At 55.7% G+C, this 17,277-nt stretch carries 15 protein-coding genes; 5 read left to right on the top strand and 10 right to left on the bottom strand.

Annotated features, from left to right (window positions below):
- Positions 1-47 precede the first annotated feature (47 nt).
- The 3 genes from glnS to chiQ all read left to right on the top strand — a co-directional run bounded on the left by glnS (position 48) and on the right by chiQ (position 3,952).
- Entirely contained in the window at positions 48-1,715 is a 1,668-nt protein-coding gene (glnS, locus tag E0L20_RS05375; protein ID WP_131633049.1) for a glutamine--tRNA ligase, read from the top strand.
- A gap of 447 nt (positions 1,716-2,162) precedes the next feature.
- The gene (gene chiP / locus E0L20_RS05370; RefSeq protein ID WP_131633048.1) at positions 2,163-3,578 is read left to right on the top strand and encodes a chitoporin ChiP; all 1,416 of its coding nucleotides are present in this window, start codon (positions 2,163-2,165) and stop codon (positions 3,576-3,578) included.
- A gap of 47 nt (positions 3,579-3,625) precedes the next feature.
- Positions 3,626-3,952 carry a ChiQ/YbfN family lipoprotein gene (chiQ, locus tag E0L20_RS05365; protein ID WP_131633409.1) on the top strand — a complete coding sequence of 109 codons (327 nt, stop codon included), beginning with the start codon at positions 3,626-3,628 and terminating at the stop codon, positions 3,950-3,952.
- A gap of 141 nt (positions 3,953-4,093) precedes the next feature.
- Here the strand turns inward: chiQ and fur are convergent, their stop codons facing one another.
- From fur to ybfF, 4 genes are all read right to left on the bottom strand, one after another.
- On the bottom strand, positions 4,094-4,540 hold the full coding sequence (gene fur / locus E0L20_RS05360) for a ferric iron uptake transcriptional regulator (RefSeq protein ID WP_003858655.1): 447 nt from the start codon (positions 4,538-4,540) through the stop codon (positions 4,094-4,096).
- Positions 4,541-4,831: 291 nt separating this feature from the next.
- Positions 4,832-5,362: a flavodoxin FldA gene (fldA, locus tag E0L20_RS05350; RefSeq protein ID WP_003858653.1), complete on the bottom strand. Its 531-nt coding sequence runs from the start codon at positions 5,360-5,362 to the stop codon at positions 4,832-4,834.
- Positions 5,363-5,517: 155 nt separating this feature from the next.
- Positions 5,518-5,805 (bottom strand): LexA regulated protein, encoded by a 288-nt coding sequence (gene ybfE, locus E0L20_RS05345; protein ID WP_131633047.1) that lies wholly within the window; start codon positions 5,803-5,805, stop codon positions 5,518-5,520.
- A 128-nt stretch (positions 5,806-5,933) separates the two neighbouring features.
- Positions 5,934-6,707, bottom strand: a complete 774-nt coding sequence (ybfF, locus tag E0L20_RS05340; protein WP_131633046.1) for an esterase — start codon at positions 6,705-6,707, stop codon at positions 5,934-5,936.
- A 183-nt stretch (positions 6,708-6,890) separates the two neighbouring features.
- Between ybfF and seqA the strand changes: the two genes are divergently transcribed.
- Together seqA and pgm are read left to right on the top strand one after the other, a co-directional pair.
- Positions 6,891-7,439: a replication initiation negative regulator SeqA gene (seqA, locus tag E0L20_RS05335; protein WP_131633045.1), complete on the top strand. Its 549-nt coding sequence runs from the start codon at positions 6,891-6,893 to the stop codon at positions 7,437-7,439.
- A 24-nt stretch (positions 7,440-7,463) separates the two neighbouring features.
- Positions 7,464-9,104, top strand: a complete 1,641-nt coding sequence (gene pgm / locus E0L20_RS05330; RefSeq protein WP_131633044.1) for a phosphoglucomutase (alpha-D-glucose-1,6-bisphosphate-dependent) — start codon at positions 7,464-7,466, stop codon at positions 9,102-9,104.
- Positions 9,105-9,194: 90 nt separating this feature from the next.
- Here the strand turns inward: pgm and potE are convergent, their stop codons facing one another.
- The 6 genes from potE to kdpC all read right to left on the bottom strand — a co-directional run bounded on the left by potE (position 9,195) and on the right by kdpC (position 17,277).
- Positions 9,195-10,508, bottom strand: a complete 1,314-nt coding sequence (gene potE, locus E0L20_RS05325; protein ID WP_131633043.1) for a putrescine-ornithine antiporter — start codon at positions 10,506-10,508, stop codon at positions 9,195-9,197.
- Positions 10,505-12,703 (bottom strand): ornithine decarboxylase SpeF, encoded by a 2,199-nt coding sequence (speF, locus tag E0L20_RS05320; protein ID WP_131633042.1) that lies wholly within the window; start codon positions 12,701-12,703, stop codon positions 10,505-10,507. The genes potE and speF overlap by 4 nt, the downstream gene beginning before the upstream one ends.
- A gap of 253 nt (positions 12,704-12,956) precedes the next feature.
- Complete coding sequence (speFL, locus tag E0L20_RS05315) at positions 12,957-13,061, bottom strand: leader peptide SpeFL (RefSeq protein WP_003858645.1); 105 nt, start codon at positions 13,059-13,061, stop codon at positions 12,957-12,959.
- A 278-nt stretch (positions 13,062-13,339) separates the two neighbouring features.
- The gene (gene kdpE / locus E0L20_RS05310; protein WP_131633041.1) at positions 13,340-14,017 is read right to left on the bottom strand and encodes a two-component system response regulator KdpE; all 678 of its coding nucleotides are present in this window, start codon (positions 14,015-14,017) and stop codon (positions 13,340-13,342) included.
- Positions 14,014-16,701, bottom strand: coding sequence for a two-component system sensor histidine kinase KdpD (gene kdpD / locus E0L20_RS05305; RefSeq protein ID WP_131633040.1), 2,688 nt, complete (start codon positions 16,699-16,701; stop codon positions 14,014-14,016). Before kdpD ends, kdpE begins: the two co-directional genes overlap by 4 nt.
- On the bottom strand, positions 16,702-17,277 hold the full coding sequence (gene kdpC / locus E0L20_RS05300) for a potassium-transporting ATPase subunit KdpC (RefSeq protein ID WP_131633039.1): 576 nt from the start codon (positions 17,275-17,277) through the stop codon (positions 16,702-16,704). It lies immediately after the preceding gene.

Here is a 17,277-nt window from a genome sequence, read left to right as displayed (position 1 = left end):
TAAGATCATATGCCGTTATACGTTGTTTACGCTTTGAGGAATCCACGATGAGTGAGGCAGAAGCCCGCCCGAGTAACTTTATTCGTCAGATCATCGATGAAGATCTGGCCAGTGGTAAGCACACCACAATTCATACCCGTTTCCCGCCGGAGCCGAACGGCTACCTGCATATTGGGCATGCGAAATCTATCTGCCTGAACTTTGGTATTGCGCAAGACTATCAGGGCCAGTGCAACCTGCGTTTCGATGACACCAACCCCGTAAAAGAAGACATCGAATACGTTGAGTCCATCAAGAACGACGTGCAATGGCTGGGCTTCAACTGGTCTGGCGATATCTGCTACTCCTCTGACTATTTCGATCAGCTGTACGCCTACGCGGTTGAACTGATCAATAAAGGTCTGGCGTATGTTGACGAACTGTCTGCTGATGAAATCCGTGAATATCGCGGTACGCTGACCGCGCCGGGCAAAAACAGCCCGTTCCGCGATCGCAGCGTGGAAGAGAACCTGGCGCTGTTTGAAAAAATGCGTGCCGGCGGCTTCGAAGAAGGCAAAGCGTGCCTGCGTGCGAAAATCGACATGGCGTCTCCGTTCATCGTGATGCGCGATCCGGTGCTGTACCGCATCAAGTTTGCTGAACACCACCAGACCGGCAACAAGTGGTGCATCTATCCGATGTACGACTTCACCCACTGCATCAGCGATGCGCTGGAAGGCATTACGCACTCCCTGTGTACGCTGGAGTTCCAGGACAACCGCCGCCTGTACGACTGGGTGCTGGACAACATCACCATTCCCGTGCATCCACGTCAGTACGAGTTCTCTCGTCTGAACCTGGAATACACCGTGATGTCCAAGCGCAAGCTGAACCTGCTGGTCACCGACAAGCACGTTGAAGGCTGGGATGACCCGCGTATGCCAACCATCTCCGGTCTGCGCCGTCGCGGCTATACCTCCGCGTCTATCCGCGAGTTCTGCAAACGTATCGGCGTCACCAAGCAGGACAACACCATTGAGATCGCTTCACTGGAGTCCTGCATCCGTGAAGACCTGAACGAAAACGCCCCGCGCGCGATGGCGGTTATCGACCCGGTTAAGCTGGTAATCGAAAACTACCCGCAGGGCGAGAGCGAGCTGGTGTCTATGCCTAACCATCCGAGCAAGCCGGAGATGGGCACCCGCGACGTGCCGTTCAGCGGCGAGATCTGGATCGATCGCGCTGACTTCCGCGAGGAAGCGAACAAGCAGTACAAGCGTCTGGTGATGGGTAAAGAAGTGCGTCTGCGTAACGCATACGTAATCAAAGCCGAGCGCGTGGAGAAAGATGCGGAAGGCAACATCACCACCATCTTCTGCTCTTACGATGCAGAGACCCTGAGCAAAGATCCTGCTGATGGTCGTAAAGTGAAGGGCGTTATTCACTGGGTGAGCGCGACGCATGCGCTGCCTGTAGAAATCCGCCTGTACGACCGTCTGTTCAGCGTGCCTAACCCAGGTGCTGCAGAAGACTTCCTGGCGACCATTAACCCTGAGTCACTGGTTATCAAGCAGGGCTTCGCTGAACCGTCACTGAAAGCCGCGGAAGCCGGTAAAGCGTTCCAGTTCGAGCGTGAAGGTTACTTCTGTCTCGACAGCCGCTACAGCACAGCAGAAAAACCGGTATTTAACCGTACCGTAGGTCTGCGTGACACCTGGGCTAAAATCGGCGAATAATATCGCTGCTCTGGTCAATGAGAAACAAACGCCGCGGTAAGCGGCGTTTTTTTTATTTATCGATCATGTCATTAACGGACTGTTGAAATACTATTTCCCCAAAAAACAGGTCAATGAGGTGCTACTTATTTTTCTAAAAAAAGTTTGTGTATTTATCAAATTACATAAGGTCAAAAAATAGGCATAAAATTTCGGCGTTACTGCCTGAAAAATCTCGCTATATCCCGTCATTCCTCGCTTCACCGCAAATGTTACAAAGCACTACTAATTATGTGCACTTCGTCATAATCCTGACTTTTGCTTATTAAAAAGCATTGATAATTCGCGTCGCGAAAAATAACCTAAAGGCGGTAGTTAATTCGAGGGTATTTCTAACTACCCCTGACCATTAGGTCTTTTATATTTTCGCCGTTTTAGGCGTTTTAATTCGTCAAAGAGGAATAATCTATGCGTACGTTCAGTGGCAAACGTAGTGCGCTGGCGCTGGCTATCGCCGGCGTGACGGCAATGTCGAGCCTGGTAATTACCCCAGAAGCTAAGGCAGAAGGATTCATCGATGATTCTACCCTCACGGGCGGTATTTATTACTGGCAGCGTGAGCGTGACCGTAAAGACGTCACAGAAGATAAATATAAAACCAACCTTTCTCACTCCACCTGGAACGCCAACCTGGACTTCCAGTCGGGTTATGTCGCCGATATGTTTGGTCTGGATATCGCCGCGTTTACGGCCATTGAAATGGCTGAAAACGGCGATAGCGCACACCCGAACGAAATTGCCTTCTCCTCCAGCAACAAAGCCTATAAAGAAGACTGGTCCGGCGATAAAAGCGGTATCAGCCTGTACAAGGCCGCAGCGAAATTCAAATATGGACCGGTCTGGGCGCGCGGGGGCTATATTCAGCCAACCGGCCAGACGCTGTTAGCCCCGCACTGGAGCTTTATGCCGGGCACCTATCAGGGCGCAGAAGCCGGGGCGAATTTTGACTACGGCGATGCGGGCGCGCTGAGCTTCTCCTATATGTGGACCAACGAGTACAAAGCGCCGTGGCACATCGAGATGGACAAGTTCTATCAGGGCGATCGTAAAACCAAAGTGGATTATCTCCACTCTTTGGGGGTGAAGTACGACTTTAAAAATGACCTTGTCCTGGAAGCGGCGTTTGGTCAGGCTGAAGGCTATATGGATCAGTACTTTGCTAAGGCATCGTATAAATTTGATATCGCTGGCAGCCCGCTCTCCACCAGCTATCAGTTCTATGGCGCACGTGATAAAGCCGATGCGCAAAATAACTTAAGGACTAACGATGACGTCGCGCTGGCCAACGATTTATATGACGGCACGGCCTGGCTGCAGGCTTTAACCTTTGGCTACAAAATTGGCCAGGTCGATCTTCGTCTGGAAGGTACCTGGGTTAAAGCAGACGGTAATCAGGGCTTCTTCCTGCAGCGCATGACGCCAACCTACGCTTCCTCAAATGGACGCTTAGATATTTGGTGGGATAACCGCTCTGACTTCAACGCCAATGGTGAAAAAGCGGTCTTCTTCGGCGCAATGTACGATCTCAAAAACTGGAACCTCGCAGGCTGGTCGGTTGGCGCTTCCTACGCTTACGGCTGGGATGCAAAACCAAGCAGTGCACCAATCTACGATCAGAGCCAGCGCCTGAAAGAATCTGCCTACAGCCTGGATGCAGCATATGTACTGCAGGATGGTCGAGCCAAGGGCACGATGTTCAAGCTGCACTTCACGCAGTATGACAACCATTCCGATCTGCCAAGCTATGGCGGTGGCTACAACAACATCTTCCAGGATGAGCGTGACGTGAAATTCATGGTTATCGCACCATTCACTATCTTCTGATGAACGCGCCGGCGGGCTATGTCCCGCCGACATGGAGACTGCACATGATGAAAAAAATGGTAATCGTCGCGCTGCTGGCATCGGGGCTGGTGGGGTGTGCGCAGGATCGGGCACAGAAAGAAGACTCACGTCTTAAAGAGGCGTACAGCGCCTGCATCAACACTGCACAAGGATCGCCGGAGAAAATCGAGGCCTGTCAGAGCGTGCTTAATGTGCTGAAGAAAGAGAAAGCGCATGAGCAGTTCGCGACGCAGGAGAACGTCCGCGTAATGGATTATCAGGCCTGCATTCAGGCGCGTAAAACCGGTAACGATCAGGACGTAGCGAAGCGTTGCGATAAGATCTGGGACGAGATCCGCAATAACAATAAGTAAGTTGCTTTACGCCCGGTGGCGCTGCGCTTACGGGTCTACAACGGTGTCACAGCCCGTAGGCCCGGTTAGCGCAGCGCCACCGGGCTTTTTTCAGGCAAAAAAAAGCCAACCTTACGGCTGGCTCAGAGTATGAACACTCACTTATTTTGCGTCGTGCGCATGTTCATTTTCGCGGCAATCGCCTTCTGCACAGTGACCGTAGAGGTACAGGCTGTGGTTGGTCAGGCGGATGCCGTGACGCGCGGCGATTTCACGCTGGCGTGATTCGATTGAATCATCGCTGAATTCAATGACCTTGCCACAATCGAGGCAGATCAGGTGATCGTGGTGGTGCTGCTGGGTCAGTTCGAAAACGGATTTACCGCCTTCGAAATTATGACGGGTAACAATGCCCGCGTCATCGAACTGGTTCAGCACACGATACACGGTTGCCAGCCCAATCTCTTCGCCCATGTCGATAAGACGCTTGTAAAGGTCTTCCGCACTGACATGGTGATTGTCTGGCCCCTGAAGCACTTCAAGGATTTTTAACCGAGGAAGCGTTACTTTCAGGCCAGCCTTCTTTAATGCGGTATTGTTGTCAGTCATGCGGAATCTGTCCTGTTGCTAAACGATTCACTTCTAACGAAGAAGTGACAGAAAATGCACTTGGGATAATGCGTCTCATTATAGAACTGCCATGCCTAAATGAAAACTGCAAGTCTCAAGCAAAGTATGCTTATAAAAACGTGGTATCACCAACAAACTTGTTCGATGGCACCCACTTTTTACCAGGGGGATATTGTACAGGTCTGAGCGAAAAAGTTAAAAGTTTGTAGCAATTAATTTAATCGGTTTTACCTGGAAAACGGGCGCAGCCGGAGCTGCGCCGCAGGAGTATCAGGCGTTAAGGATGTCGTCCAGGTTCAGCTCTTCGCGAACCTGCTTAACCCATTTTTCAACGCGCTCAGCGGTGAGTTCCGGCTGGCGATCTTCGTCGATGGCCAGACCCACGAAGTGGTCGTCATCCGCCAGGCCTTTGGACGCTTCAAAGTGGTAACCCGCCGTCGGCCAGTGGCCTACGATAGCGGCACCGCGCGGCTCAATGATGTCGCGGATGGTGCCCAGCGCGTCGCAGAAGTACTCTGCATAGTCTTCCTGATCGCCGCAGCCGAACAGGGCAACGAGCTTGCCGTTGAAGTCCACTTCTTCCAGGGTTGGGAAGAAATCATCCCAGTCGCACTGCGCTTCGCCGTAGTACCAGGTGGGAATGCCCAGCAGCAGGATGTCATAGCCTTCGAGATCTTCTTTGCTGCTCTTGGCGATGTCGTGCACATCGGCAACGTCTTTACCGAGCTGTTTTTGGATGTTTTTTGCGATATTTTCGGTATTGCCGGTATCACTGCCGAAGAAAATGCCGATGATTGCCATGAGTAAAATAACCTCTTGAAACTTAATGGTATGGTGGCGCAATTTGTCCACGGATAAGGGCAATAATAGCAGAACAGGCAACCCTGCGGAAACAGCTATCGCGCAGGACTGCACTCTGTGCTACATGAAAAGGGTAATAAAGGAGATTTTCAGACTTATGCCTTGCCGCGCAATGTCTCAAGCTGGGTGATTAACATCTCTTCAATCAGCTCGCTGCGGCTGATGTTACGTGCCTCGGCCAGCTCATTCAGTGCATCGACGGCATCGGCATTGAGCTTCAGTTCGACACGCTTAAGCCCACGATTTTTATCGCGTTTAAGCTGGTTGCGTTTATTAATACGCAGCTGTTCATCGCGCGAAAGCGGATTCGTTTTCGGTCGTCCCGGTCGACGCTCATTCGCGAACAGATCTAGTGTCGTACGGTCCGTTTGTTCTTTGGCCATGATTCTGAGACTTCGGGGGAAACACGCCGCCCTGCTAATGCCCGGGCGATAAGCGCGCCATCATACATCAGCGAAAACGGCACGCCAACGACTGGAAGCCCGCAGACTTCCAGTCGCTGTCTTTTTAATCAATTCGCTGTATCAGTGAGATAGCGACGGATGGCACGCAGTACGGCGTCAGGCTTTTCGGCGTGAACCCAGTGTCCGGCACCGGCGATAACGTGGGCGCGCGCCTGCGGGAATTGTGCCAGCAGGGCGTCACGGTACGCGTCGGTGACGTAAGGTGAGTTCCCGCCGCGGATAAACAGGGTAGGGTGCGGCCAGGCGGGAATGCTTTCCCAACCCACGATGTTGTTGTACTGCTCCCAGAGCACCGGCACGTTAAAACGCCATTGCCCGTCGACGAACGACTTCAGCAGGAACTGCACGACCCCTTCCTCATCCAGATGCTCACGCATCACGGCGGCAGCCTGCTGGCGCGTCGCGACACCCGCTTCCGTGACCGCATTAATGGCGGCGAAGATCTCATCGTGACGGCGGACGTTGTAATCCACAGGCGCGACGTCAATGACAATCAGCCCGTTGATACGCTCCGGCGCAAGCGCCGTCAGGGCCATTACCGCTTTGCCCCCCATTGAATGCCCGATCGGCGTTACCTTCTTCAGGTTATGTGCATCGAGCGTATCCAGCAGATCCTGCGCCATCGCCGCGTAGGTCATCTCGTCGGAACGCCCGGAAAGGCCGTGATTGCGCATATCAACCTGTAAAATATCGTGATCGGTTACCAGATCGCGCGCCAGCACGCCCAGGTTATCGAGGCTACCAAACAGCCCGTGAACCAGTACGATGGGAGGATTATTGTTCGGCGATTGTGCAGATTGCGCTCGGGTATTCAATTTCATGGCAAAGTTCTTTTTTTACGTATGTCAGGTTAGGGTATCATGTTGACCATTCTGCCGCCCGGCTGCAAGGTTCCAGTTTAATCTGACTTTTGCCGCCAACCGGGTTTGACGCTATCCGCTGTTGGGATTTGACCCTATAATCCCAACGACTTGTATTCAGATAAGATATCGCACTGGATTAAGATGAAAACAATCGAAGTTGATGACGAACTCTATCAGTTTATTGCCAGCCAAACGCGGCATATCGGGGAGAGCGCGTCCGACATTTTACGGCGTATGCTTAAAATTTCCGCCGCCTCACAGCCTGTCACCCTTGTCGCTAAAGATGTCGTGTCTCAGCCGAGCGTTGTCGCGCAAGCTAAACCGGCCGTGGCGCAGGTAAAAGATAAAGTGCGCGCGATGCGCGAGCTGCTGCTCTCCGATGAATACGCCGAGCAGAAAAAAGCGGTTAATCGCTTCATGCTGGTGCTGTCTACACTTTATTCACTGGATAACAATGCGTTTGCTGAAGCGACCGAGTCGCTGCACGGCCGCACGCGGGTCTATTTCGCGGGCGACGAGCAGACGCTGCTGCAAAATGGCAACCAAACCAAACCTAAGCATGTCCCGGGCACACCGTACTGGGTCATCACCAATACCAATACGGGCCGCAAGTGCAGCATGGTTGAACATATCATGCAGTCCATGCAGTTCCCGGCGGAATTGATTGAGAAGGTTTGCGGTACAATTTAACCCTTGCATCAGAAGGACCAGGCAATGGCAAATCACAGCCGTGCAGGCCAACCTGCACAACAACGCGATTTGATTAACGTCGCTCAACTGACCTCCCAGTATTACGTGCTGAAGCCGGTCGTGGGCAACGCAGAACACGCAGTGAAGTTTGGTACATCCGGTCACCGCGGCAGCGCGGCGCGCCATAGCTTTAACGAACCGCACATTCTGGCCATTGCCCAGGCTATCGCGGAAGAGCGCGCCAAAAATGGCGTTACCGGTCCGTGCTACGTGGGGAAAGATACCCACGCCCTGTCTGAACCGGCGTTCATTTCCGTGCTGGAAGTGCTGGCGGCAAACGGCGTAGACGTGATTGTTCAGGAGAACAACGGCTTCACGCCAACGCCAGCGGTGTCTAACGCCATCCTGGTGCACAACAAAAAAGGCGGTGCGCTGGCTGACGGTATCGTTATCACGCCATCCCACAACCCGCCGGATGACGGCGGCATTAAATACAACCCGCCTAACGGTGGCCCGGCTGATACCAACGTCACCAAAGTGGTGGAAGACCGCGCCAACGCCCTGTTAGCCAACGATCTGAAAGGCGTTAAGCGCATTTCTCTCGATGCCGCCATGGCGTCCGGTCACGTGAAAGAACAGGATCTGGTGCAGCCGTTCGTAGAAGGGCTGGCGGAGATCGTCGATATGGCGGCCATCCAGAAAGCCGGCCTGAAGCTGGGCGTGGATCCGCTGGGCGGCTCCGGTATCGAATACTGGAAACGCATTGCCGAGCATTACAAGCTGGATTTGACCATCGTGAACGATCACGTCGATCAGACCTTCCGCTTTATGCACCTGGACAAAGACGGCGCGATCCGCATGGACTGCTCCTCCGAGTGCGCGATGGCTGGCCTGCTGGCGCTGCGCGACAAATTCGACCTGGCGTTTGCTAACGACCCGGATTACGACCGTCACGGCATCGTCACCCCGGCAGGGCTGATGAACCCGAACCACTATCTGGCCGTCGCGATTAACTACCTGTTCCAGCACCGTCCGCAGTGGGGCAAAGAGGTAGCCGTCGGTAAAACGCTGGTCTCCTCCGCGATGATTGACCGCGTGGTCGAGGCGCTGGGCCGCAAGCTGGTAGAAGTGCCGGTGGGCTTCAAGTGGTTCGTTGACGGCCTTCACGACGGCAGCTTTGGCTTTGGCGGTGAGGAGAGCGCGGGCGCGTCCTTCCTGCGCTTCGACGGCACGCCGTGGTCAACCGATAAAGACGGCATCATCATGTGCCTGCTGGCGGCGGAAATCACCGCGGTCACCGGTAAGAACCCGCAGGAACATTACAACGAGCTGGCGGAGCGTTTTGGTGCGCCAAGCTATAACCGCATTCAGGCCGGTGCGACCTCTGCTCAGAAAGCCGCTCTGTCCAAACTCTCTCCGGAAATGGTCAGCGCAAGCACCCTGGCGGGCGACCCGATCACCGCGCGTCTGACGGCGGCGCCGGGTAACGGTGCGTCTATCGGCGGCCTGAAAGTGATGACCGAAAACGGCTGGTTCGCCGCGCGTCCATCCGGTACGGAAGATGCGTACAAAATCTATTGCGAAAGCTTCCTCGGCGCTGAGCACCGTCAGCAGATTGAAAAAGAAGCGGTAGAGATTGTCAGCGAAGTGCTGAAAAACGCGTAAGTGCGGTTTGTGTGCCGGGCGGCACTGCGTTTGCCCGGCCTACAACAACGATCGTAGGCCCGGTAAGCGCTAGCGCCACCGGGCTTTTTTTTAACTATGCTTGTTCTTCAATTCAAATCTCGGCGATACCAGACCGTACAGCGTCCAGCCCATAAAGGTCACCATCGCGCCATACAGCATCGCTTCCTGGCCGGACGAGTAGAGCGCATAGAAGCTGTAGATTGCCCCTATCAGCGCCACGATGTTGGCCACACGCGCCTTGCGCGGATCAACCTTCGCCACCTTCTGGATGATCACCAGCGCCGCCATCGACAGAATATACGGAATGATGTTCGTCACCACCGCCAGGTTGACCAGCACGTTGAACTGGCTGTTCAGCGACGGGCTAATGGTCATCAGCGACAGGCCGCTCTGGAAGATGACAATCGCCAGCATGCCCTGCACCGGCGCGTCAGATTTGCTCACGCGGGAGAAGATTTTCGGGAAGTAGCCTTCGTCAGCCGAAGATTTGAACACCTGGGCGATGGTGAACTGCCAGCCGAGAAGGGAACCGCAGCAGGACATCACCATCAGACCCATAATCACTTTCCCGACTTCCGGCGTGAACATCTGCGCGAAGGCCAGCCCGAACGGCGCCGTGGAGTTAGCCAGATCCATATTGGGTACGATGCCTGCAATCACGTTAGTTGAGACGATGTAGATCACCGCCGCGCCCAGCGTGCCACCGAGGACCGCAATCGGCACGTTCTTCTCCGGATTCTCTACCACCTCCGCGTTCGCGCAGGCGGATTCGAGCCCGAGGAAGGCCCACAGCGTCATGGCAATAGAAGAGCCTACTGCGGTAAAGAACGGCACGTGGTGCGGGTTCCAGGAGTTGGCGTACAGCGTTGGGCTAAACCAGAACCAGCCGATGATGCACAGACCGACAACCGGAATAATCACGCCCCAGACGGTGATGCTGGAGAGCTGCCCGGTGATACGCGCGCCGCCAACGTTTGCCACGGTGCAGATCCACAGCACGCCGATGGTTGCCAGCCCAATCTGTACCGGGCTGAGCGTGGCGCCAAACAGCTCCGTACCGTAGCCCACCGCGGAGATGGCAATCGCCACGTTGGCGATCAGCAGCGACACGCCGTAGGTGTAGTTGGCCATAAAATTGCCCGACTTGCCGAATGCGTATTCGGCATAGCCGCCCATCCCGCCAGACTTACGGCTGAACATCCCGCACTTGGCGAATGCCCACGCCAGCGCCATTGAGCCGACCGCCGTCACCAGCCAGGAGATAATCGAAATGGTCCCTACTTCGGCCAGCTTGGTGGGCAGCATGATAATCCCGGACCCCATCATGTTCACCATGGTGAGGATGGTGAGCTGCACTACGCCCATCTTATTGGACTTACTCATAATTTTTCTCCTTTCAGCAGCGCAGGCTGAGCGGCGGGCTGTTTGATCGCGTAGCAGCGAACCTGTTTGCGACCGTCGCACTCTTCGATGTATACGCCCTGCAGCTCCGGCGCAAAGCCCGGCAGAAGATTGATCCCTTCTTCCAGTGCGGCAAAGTAGCGCAGCACGGAACCGCCCCAGACTTCGCCAGGCACCACGCACAGCACTCCCGGTGGGTAAGGTAGCGCGCCTTCGGCGGCGATGCGGCCTTCCGCGTCGCGCAGGGAGACCAGCTCGACCTCTCCGCGCAGATACGCATAGTTCGCCTCCTGCGGGCTCATCATCACGCGCGGGAAGTGGGACTTGCGGAACATCTCTTTTTGCAGCTGCTTCACGTTGTTGCGGGCGTACAGGTCATGCATCTCCTGACAGATCTGGCGCAGGGTGTAATCCGCATAACGTTCCGGATGCTGTTTATAGAGAGAGGGCAGAACCTCCTTCAGCGGCACATCGCTCTCAAGCAGCTTTTCGAAGCGCACCAGCTGCGCCACCAGCTGCTGCAGTTTGCCCATGTCCTCCGCAGGCGTGAGCAGGAACAGGATCGAGTTGAGATCGCATTTCTCCGGCACGATACCGTTTTCACGCAGGAAGTTGGCGAGGATTGTGGCGGGCACGCCGAAGTCGTCATATTCGCCGGTGCGGGCGTTGATGCCCGGCGTGGTCAGCAGCAGCTTGCACGGGTCGATAAAATACTGATGCTCAGCGTAGCCTTCAAAAGCGTGCCAGCGTTCACCCGGTACGAAGTGGAAGAAGCGCAGATCGGTCGCAATTTCCGCCGTATCCCAGCTTTCCCACGGACGACCATCCACCGTTTCCGGCACGAAGGGGCGCAGATACCGGCAGTTCTCCAGGATCAGCTTGCGCGCTTCGATACCGTTCACCACGCAGTCCATCCACATGTTGCGGCCGCTCTGGCCCTCATGCATACGGGCGTTGATGTCCAGCGCAGCGAACAGCGGATAAAACGGGCTGGTGGAGGCGTGCATCATAAAGGCGTTGTTAAGACGCTTGTGCGGGACGTAGCGCGGCTGGCCTTTGATGTGGCTGTCTTTCTTATGGATTTGCGAGGTCTGCGAGAAGCCGGCCTGCTGTTTATGCACCGATTGCGTAACCAGAATACCCGGATCGTTTTCGTTCAGCTCCAGCAGCAGCGGCGAGCAGTCGGCCATCATCGGAATAAATTGCTCATAGCCCACCCAGGCGGAGTCAAACAGGATGTAGTCACAGAGATGGCCAATCTTATCCACCACCTGACGGGCGTTATAGATGGTGCCATCGTAGGTACCCAGCTGGATCACCGCCAGACGGAACGGGCGTTCGTCGCGCGCGCGGCCCGGTGCCACCTCTGCCACCCGCTCGCGCAGATAACGTTCTTCAAAGCAGTGGGCGTCAATACCGCCAATAAAGCCGTACGGGTTACGTGCCGTTTCCAGATACACCGGCGTTGCGCCAGCCTGGAGGAGGGCGCCGTGATGGTTAGATTTGTGGTTGTTACGGTCGAACAGCACCAGGTCGCCCGGGGTGAGCAGGGCGTTAAGCACCACTTTGTTTGACGATGAGGTTCCGTTCAGCACGAAGTAGGTCTTATCGGCATTAAAGACTTTTGCCGCATGCTGCTGGGCGATGCATGGCGCGCCTTCGTGGATCAGCAGATCCCCCATTGCGACGTCGGCATTACACAAGTCCGAGCGGAAAAGCGTTTCGCCAAAGAAATCGACAAACTGATTACCGGCCGGGTGGCGGCGAAAAAACTGGCCGCCCTGATGACCCGGGCAGTCAAAGGCGCTGTTGCCCTGCTTTACGTAATCGACCAGGGCGCGGAAGAAAGGCGGCCGCAGCTGGGTTTCGTACTTCTGGGCTGCGGCTTCCAGCTGGCGTCCATAGAATTCATTGCTGGTATCCGAATGCTCGAAAACGCCCTGAATACGCGGCAAATAATCCGCCGGGACAATCTCCTCTTTGTGAGTGGCAATAAAAACCGGAATACCAAATCCGGTGGCTTCTAATTCTTCTATAGCGCCTTCGGCAATATCGCTCACGGCCATTACGACGGCGGCAACGTCAATATAGTCAGTCGCGCGGGCATCAACTATCTCGCGGTGAGTCGTAAAACAATCAGGGCAGGCACGGCTGGCGGCGATTTTTAAATTTTTCATCTTTATCTCTTTATTTTGAAAACAGGAGTCCCTCGATTTCTCGTAAAAAAAGAAATCGATATTCACCGGAAAAAAAGCAAAGTGAGGCCGCTGATAAAAAATCAGCTAATTGCTTTTTTTAAGTAAAATCCAGGCCGCCCGGCTGCGGATGCGTCTGGATCAAGAGAAATGAGCGCACGTCTCTACAGACAATTGCCTGTTAAATAACGTATTTCAGGATAACCTGTGATCGGGTGCGCCAGAAGTCGAAGGACTACCGGGCGTTGAAGAGATGAAAGTCAAAACAGTTACGGTGGGCAAACATCATGATATGCGTTGTTCGCCTTATATGGGGCATTAAACGATTGTTGTTTTCCATGCTTAATTTCCTTTCAGTAATTGAAAGCATGGTCATTTTATCCATGAAGGGATGATTAACTGTGAAGAAGATCACCGTTAACCGATCATTTCAGAAATAATTAGTCGCCAGGAGTGCATAATGCAGATCAAAATGCTGTTTTGTTGTTTATGCGTTAACAGGTTGTATTATTAATGTTTTAAAGGTGCGGAAATAATCCGGAAGATGCCGGATTGATTATTTTTAAATATTGCTTCGGGAGGGTTTAATTTATTTTAAGAGTTAATTTGAATAACTATTCAAAGCATAAACCGATAACCGATACCGGTTTCAGTTAATAAATGGCGAGGGCGCGCGGGGTCAACTTCCAGTTTCTGACGAAGGTGCCCCATATATATGCGTAAATAATGACTATGCTCCACCGCATTGGGTCCCCACACCTGACTTAATAGCTGGCGCTGGGTGAGGACCTTACCGTGGTTATTGAGCAGCACGGCGAGCAGGCGAAATTCTATTGGCGTGAGGTGAATTTCCTCATCGCCGCGCACAATGCGTCGCGCGGCCAGGTCAACCCGGATATCCCCAAACGTGTAGGTTGGGTCAGCGGGCGCGGTTGCGCTATGGCGGCGCAGCGCAACGCGAAGGCGAGCCTGCAGTTCGCCAATGCCAAAAGGTTTGATCAGATAGTCATCCGCCCCGGCGTCCAGCGCCGCGATTTTATCCGTCTCTTCAGTTCGGGCGGAGAGAACCAGAATCGGCATTTGGCTCCACTGGCGAACTTCACGGATAAAATCAATGCCGTCACCGTCCGGTAGCCCTAAATCGAGGATCACCAGGTCCGGCTTGCGCGTGGCGGCCTCAATTAACCCCCGTTGAAGCGTGCCCGCATCATGAACGCGCAGGCCGTCGCCTTCCAGCGCGGCGCGCAGAAATCGGCTAATAGCAAGTTCATCTTCAACAATCAGGACGTTAATCACAAATCCTCTGGTAATTCATCGAGTTCTGGAGGGTTATCGAGTGGAAGTTTAACACAAAAACGCGCGCCGCCTTCCGGACGGTTTTCTGCTGAAAGGGTGCCACCGTGCACCTCGACGATCGCCTGACAAATTGCCAGCCCCAGCCCCACGCCGGGAATAGCTGACTCTTTATTACCGCGCGCAAATTTTTCAAAGATTGCATTTTCCTGCCCTGCAGGAATGCCGGGGCCGTTATCCCAGACTTCAAGCTGCAGCACCTGATTGTCCACCGAGGCATTCACGCCAATCTGTGCCTTTGCGCCCGCGTATTTGCCCGCATTTTCCAGCAGGTTAATGAGCACGCGTTCAAACAGCGGCCCATCAACGTGGATCAGCGTCAGCGGGTCAGGCATATTCAGCGCAATGTGGCGGCCACCCAGCCCCGGCTCGAGCATTTTCAACGCGCTGCCCACCACTTCTTCAAGCGTAAGCCACTCTCTTTTGAGGTTAAACCCGCCGGACTGAATGCGCGCCATATCGAGCAGATTATTCACCAGGCGCGTGGTGTTGAGCACGTGCTGGCGGATCTCGCTGGCCTGCATCGCGTGTTTTGACCCTTCGGCCGCCAGGTCCAGCGTCAGGATTTCCGACTGCCCGAACAGGACGGTGAGGGGGGTGCGCAGGTCGTGAGAAAGCGCTGCCAGCAGTGAATTTCGGATGCTCTCGCGCTCGCTTGCCAGCCGCGCCTGCTCTTCGCTGGCGGTCAGCGCCAGCCGCTCCAGCGCGCTGGCGACGAGCAGGGTGAAGGTTTCCAGCAGGCGCTGCTGCTCGGGGATCATCAGCTGGCGCAAATTGGTTGGTTCGACGATGACCAGTCCCTGATTTTTATCCGCGCTGCGCAGCGGCAATATTTGGTACGGCACGCCGGGCAGGGTGTCGGTTCCCGCACCCGCCGGTAATCCCTTATCAAAACTCCAGCGCGCGATAGCTTCATCCCAAGGCGTCATACCCGTGGCGGAGGTGAGCGGACGAAGCGTGCCATGCTCGTCCGGAAGCAGGATGAGGTTGCTGGCGTGAAACGTTGAACGGATAAACTGCTCGCTGGTTTGCACGATATCCTGCTGAGTTCGGCCCACCGCCAGCGATTTTGACATCTCATACAGATGTCGCGTGCGCTGCTCGCGATAGCGCGCGATACGCGCCTGGTAACGAACGCCCGCCGTCAGGTTCCCGATCACCAGCCCGACGGTGAGCATGACGCCAAAGGTAAGAATGTACTGCACGTCGGATACGGCGAGGGTCCCGCGCGGGGCAATGAAGAAAAGATCGAAGCTGACCACGTTGATAATCGTCGCCAGCACGGACGGCCAGCGTCCGTAAAAAAGCGCCACCACCACCACGCCGAGCAGGTAGATCATCACCAGGTTGGCGGCGTCGAAGGCGATCAGCCACTGGCTGGCAATGACGGTAATCAGGGCGCAGAGCACGACGGCGACAAGGCAGCCGCGGATCTGAATCCGCCATTTATCGCCGAAGGCGCGGGCGTCCGGCGCGCGGTTGGGTAACGGCGTGGGCTTGTCATCCAGCGCCACGATCACCAGATCCAGATCCGGCGCGCGGCGGGCCAGCCTGTCGGCAAAGGATTCGCGGCTAAACCAGCGCCGATGCTGGCGGCGGCCAATGACAATTTTCCCCAGGTTATGCTCGCGGGCGTAGCGCAGTATAGCTTTATCTTCCTGAGGGTCGGACAGGGTGGCGGTTTCCGCACCCAGCTCCTGTGCCAGCCGCAGCGAGCCGAGGATAGCGCGACGCTGATTTTCAGGCAGGGCGTGAAGCTGCGGCGTCTCGACATACACCGCGTGCCAGACGCTGCCAAATTTCGCCGCAAGCCGCGCGGCGGTGCGGATCAGCTTCTCATTGCCGCTGCCGTGCCCGATGCACAGCAGAATGGCGTCGCGGGTATGCCAGACGCGCTCTTGCCCCTGCAGGTCGCGCCAGGCGCGCATCTGGTCATCAACCCGGTCGGCGGTACGGCGCAGGGCGAGTTCGCGCAGGGCAATCAGGTTGCCTTTGCGGAAGAAATGTTCGATGGCGCGCTCGGCCTGGCCTGCGATATAGACTTTACCTTCGTGCAGGCGCTGGCGAAGATCGTCTGGAGGCAGGTCGACCAGCACCACCTCGTCGGCGGAATCAAAAAACGGATCGGGGACGGTTTCCCGCACCTGAATGCCGGTCACGCCGCTCACCACGTCGTTCAGGCTTTCGAGATGCTGAACGTTGACGGTGGTGAAAACGTCAATGCCGGCGTCCAGCAGCTCTTCCACGTCCTGCCAGCGTTTCGGATGACGCGAGCCTGGGGCATTGCTGTGCGCCAGCTCGTCCATCAGGATCAGGGCAGGGCGGCGGGCGAGGGCGGCATCCAAATCAAATTCTGTCACCAGCCTCCCGCGATGGCTGATGCGGCGGGGCGGCTGGGTGGCAAGCCCCGTCAGCAGCGCCGCCGTCTCTTTCCGTCCGTGGGTTTCCACCACGCCGATCAGAATATCAAGCCCCTGCGCCCGCAGCCGCTGTGCTTCCGTCAGCATGGCGAAGGTTTTCCCGACGCCCGCGCAGGCGCCGAAGAAAATTTTCAATTTGCCGCGGTGGGCTTCAGCCGTCTGTTCGAGCAGCCTGTCCGGGTCCGGGCGCATGGGCTCGTCGGTCATTTAGTTTTTCCTTAGCGCGTCCAGCGCCAGATTCAGCTCAACAATGTTCACTACCGGCATGCCGATGAAGCTGACCAGCGGCTTTTGCGTGTGCTCGGCGACCAGCTGGCTCACCTGCTCGACGGACAGCTGGCGGGCTGCGGCCACGCGCGGGATCTGCCATGCCACGGCTTCCGGCGTCAGGCTATAGTCCAGCCCGCTGGCCGAGGCGGTGACCAGTTCAACAGGCACTTCGCGGCTGGCCTGCGGATTGGCGGCGCGCAGGGTAGCAACGCGTTCCGCAACGGCTTTATCCAGATCAGGGTTGCTGCCGGCCAGGTTGCTGCCGCCCGATGCCATCGGATTATACGGGCTTTCCGCAGTGGCGGAAGGGCGTCCCTGGAAGTAGCGCGCGTCCGTAAAGTTCTGCCCAATCAGGCGCGAACCGCGGTTCTCGCCGTTCTGGATAATCAGCGAGCCGTTGGCCTGGTCCTGAAACCACCACTGGCCGAGTGCCGTCGTCACCAGCGGGTACAGCCCGCCGGTAATAAGAGACAGTAGAATAAACAGAAGTATAGCGGGGCGTAACATCGTCAT

This window comes from Enterobacter wuhouensis (assembly GCF_004331265.1).
GTDB classification, from domain to species: Bacteria; Pseudomonadota; Gammaproteobacteria; order Enterobacterales; family Enterobacteriaceae; genus Enterobacter; species Enterobacter wuhouensis.
Note: the sequence above shows the minus strand (reverse complement) of the source record. Positions and strands in the feature narration are given on the sequence as shown.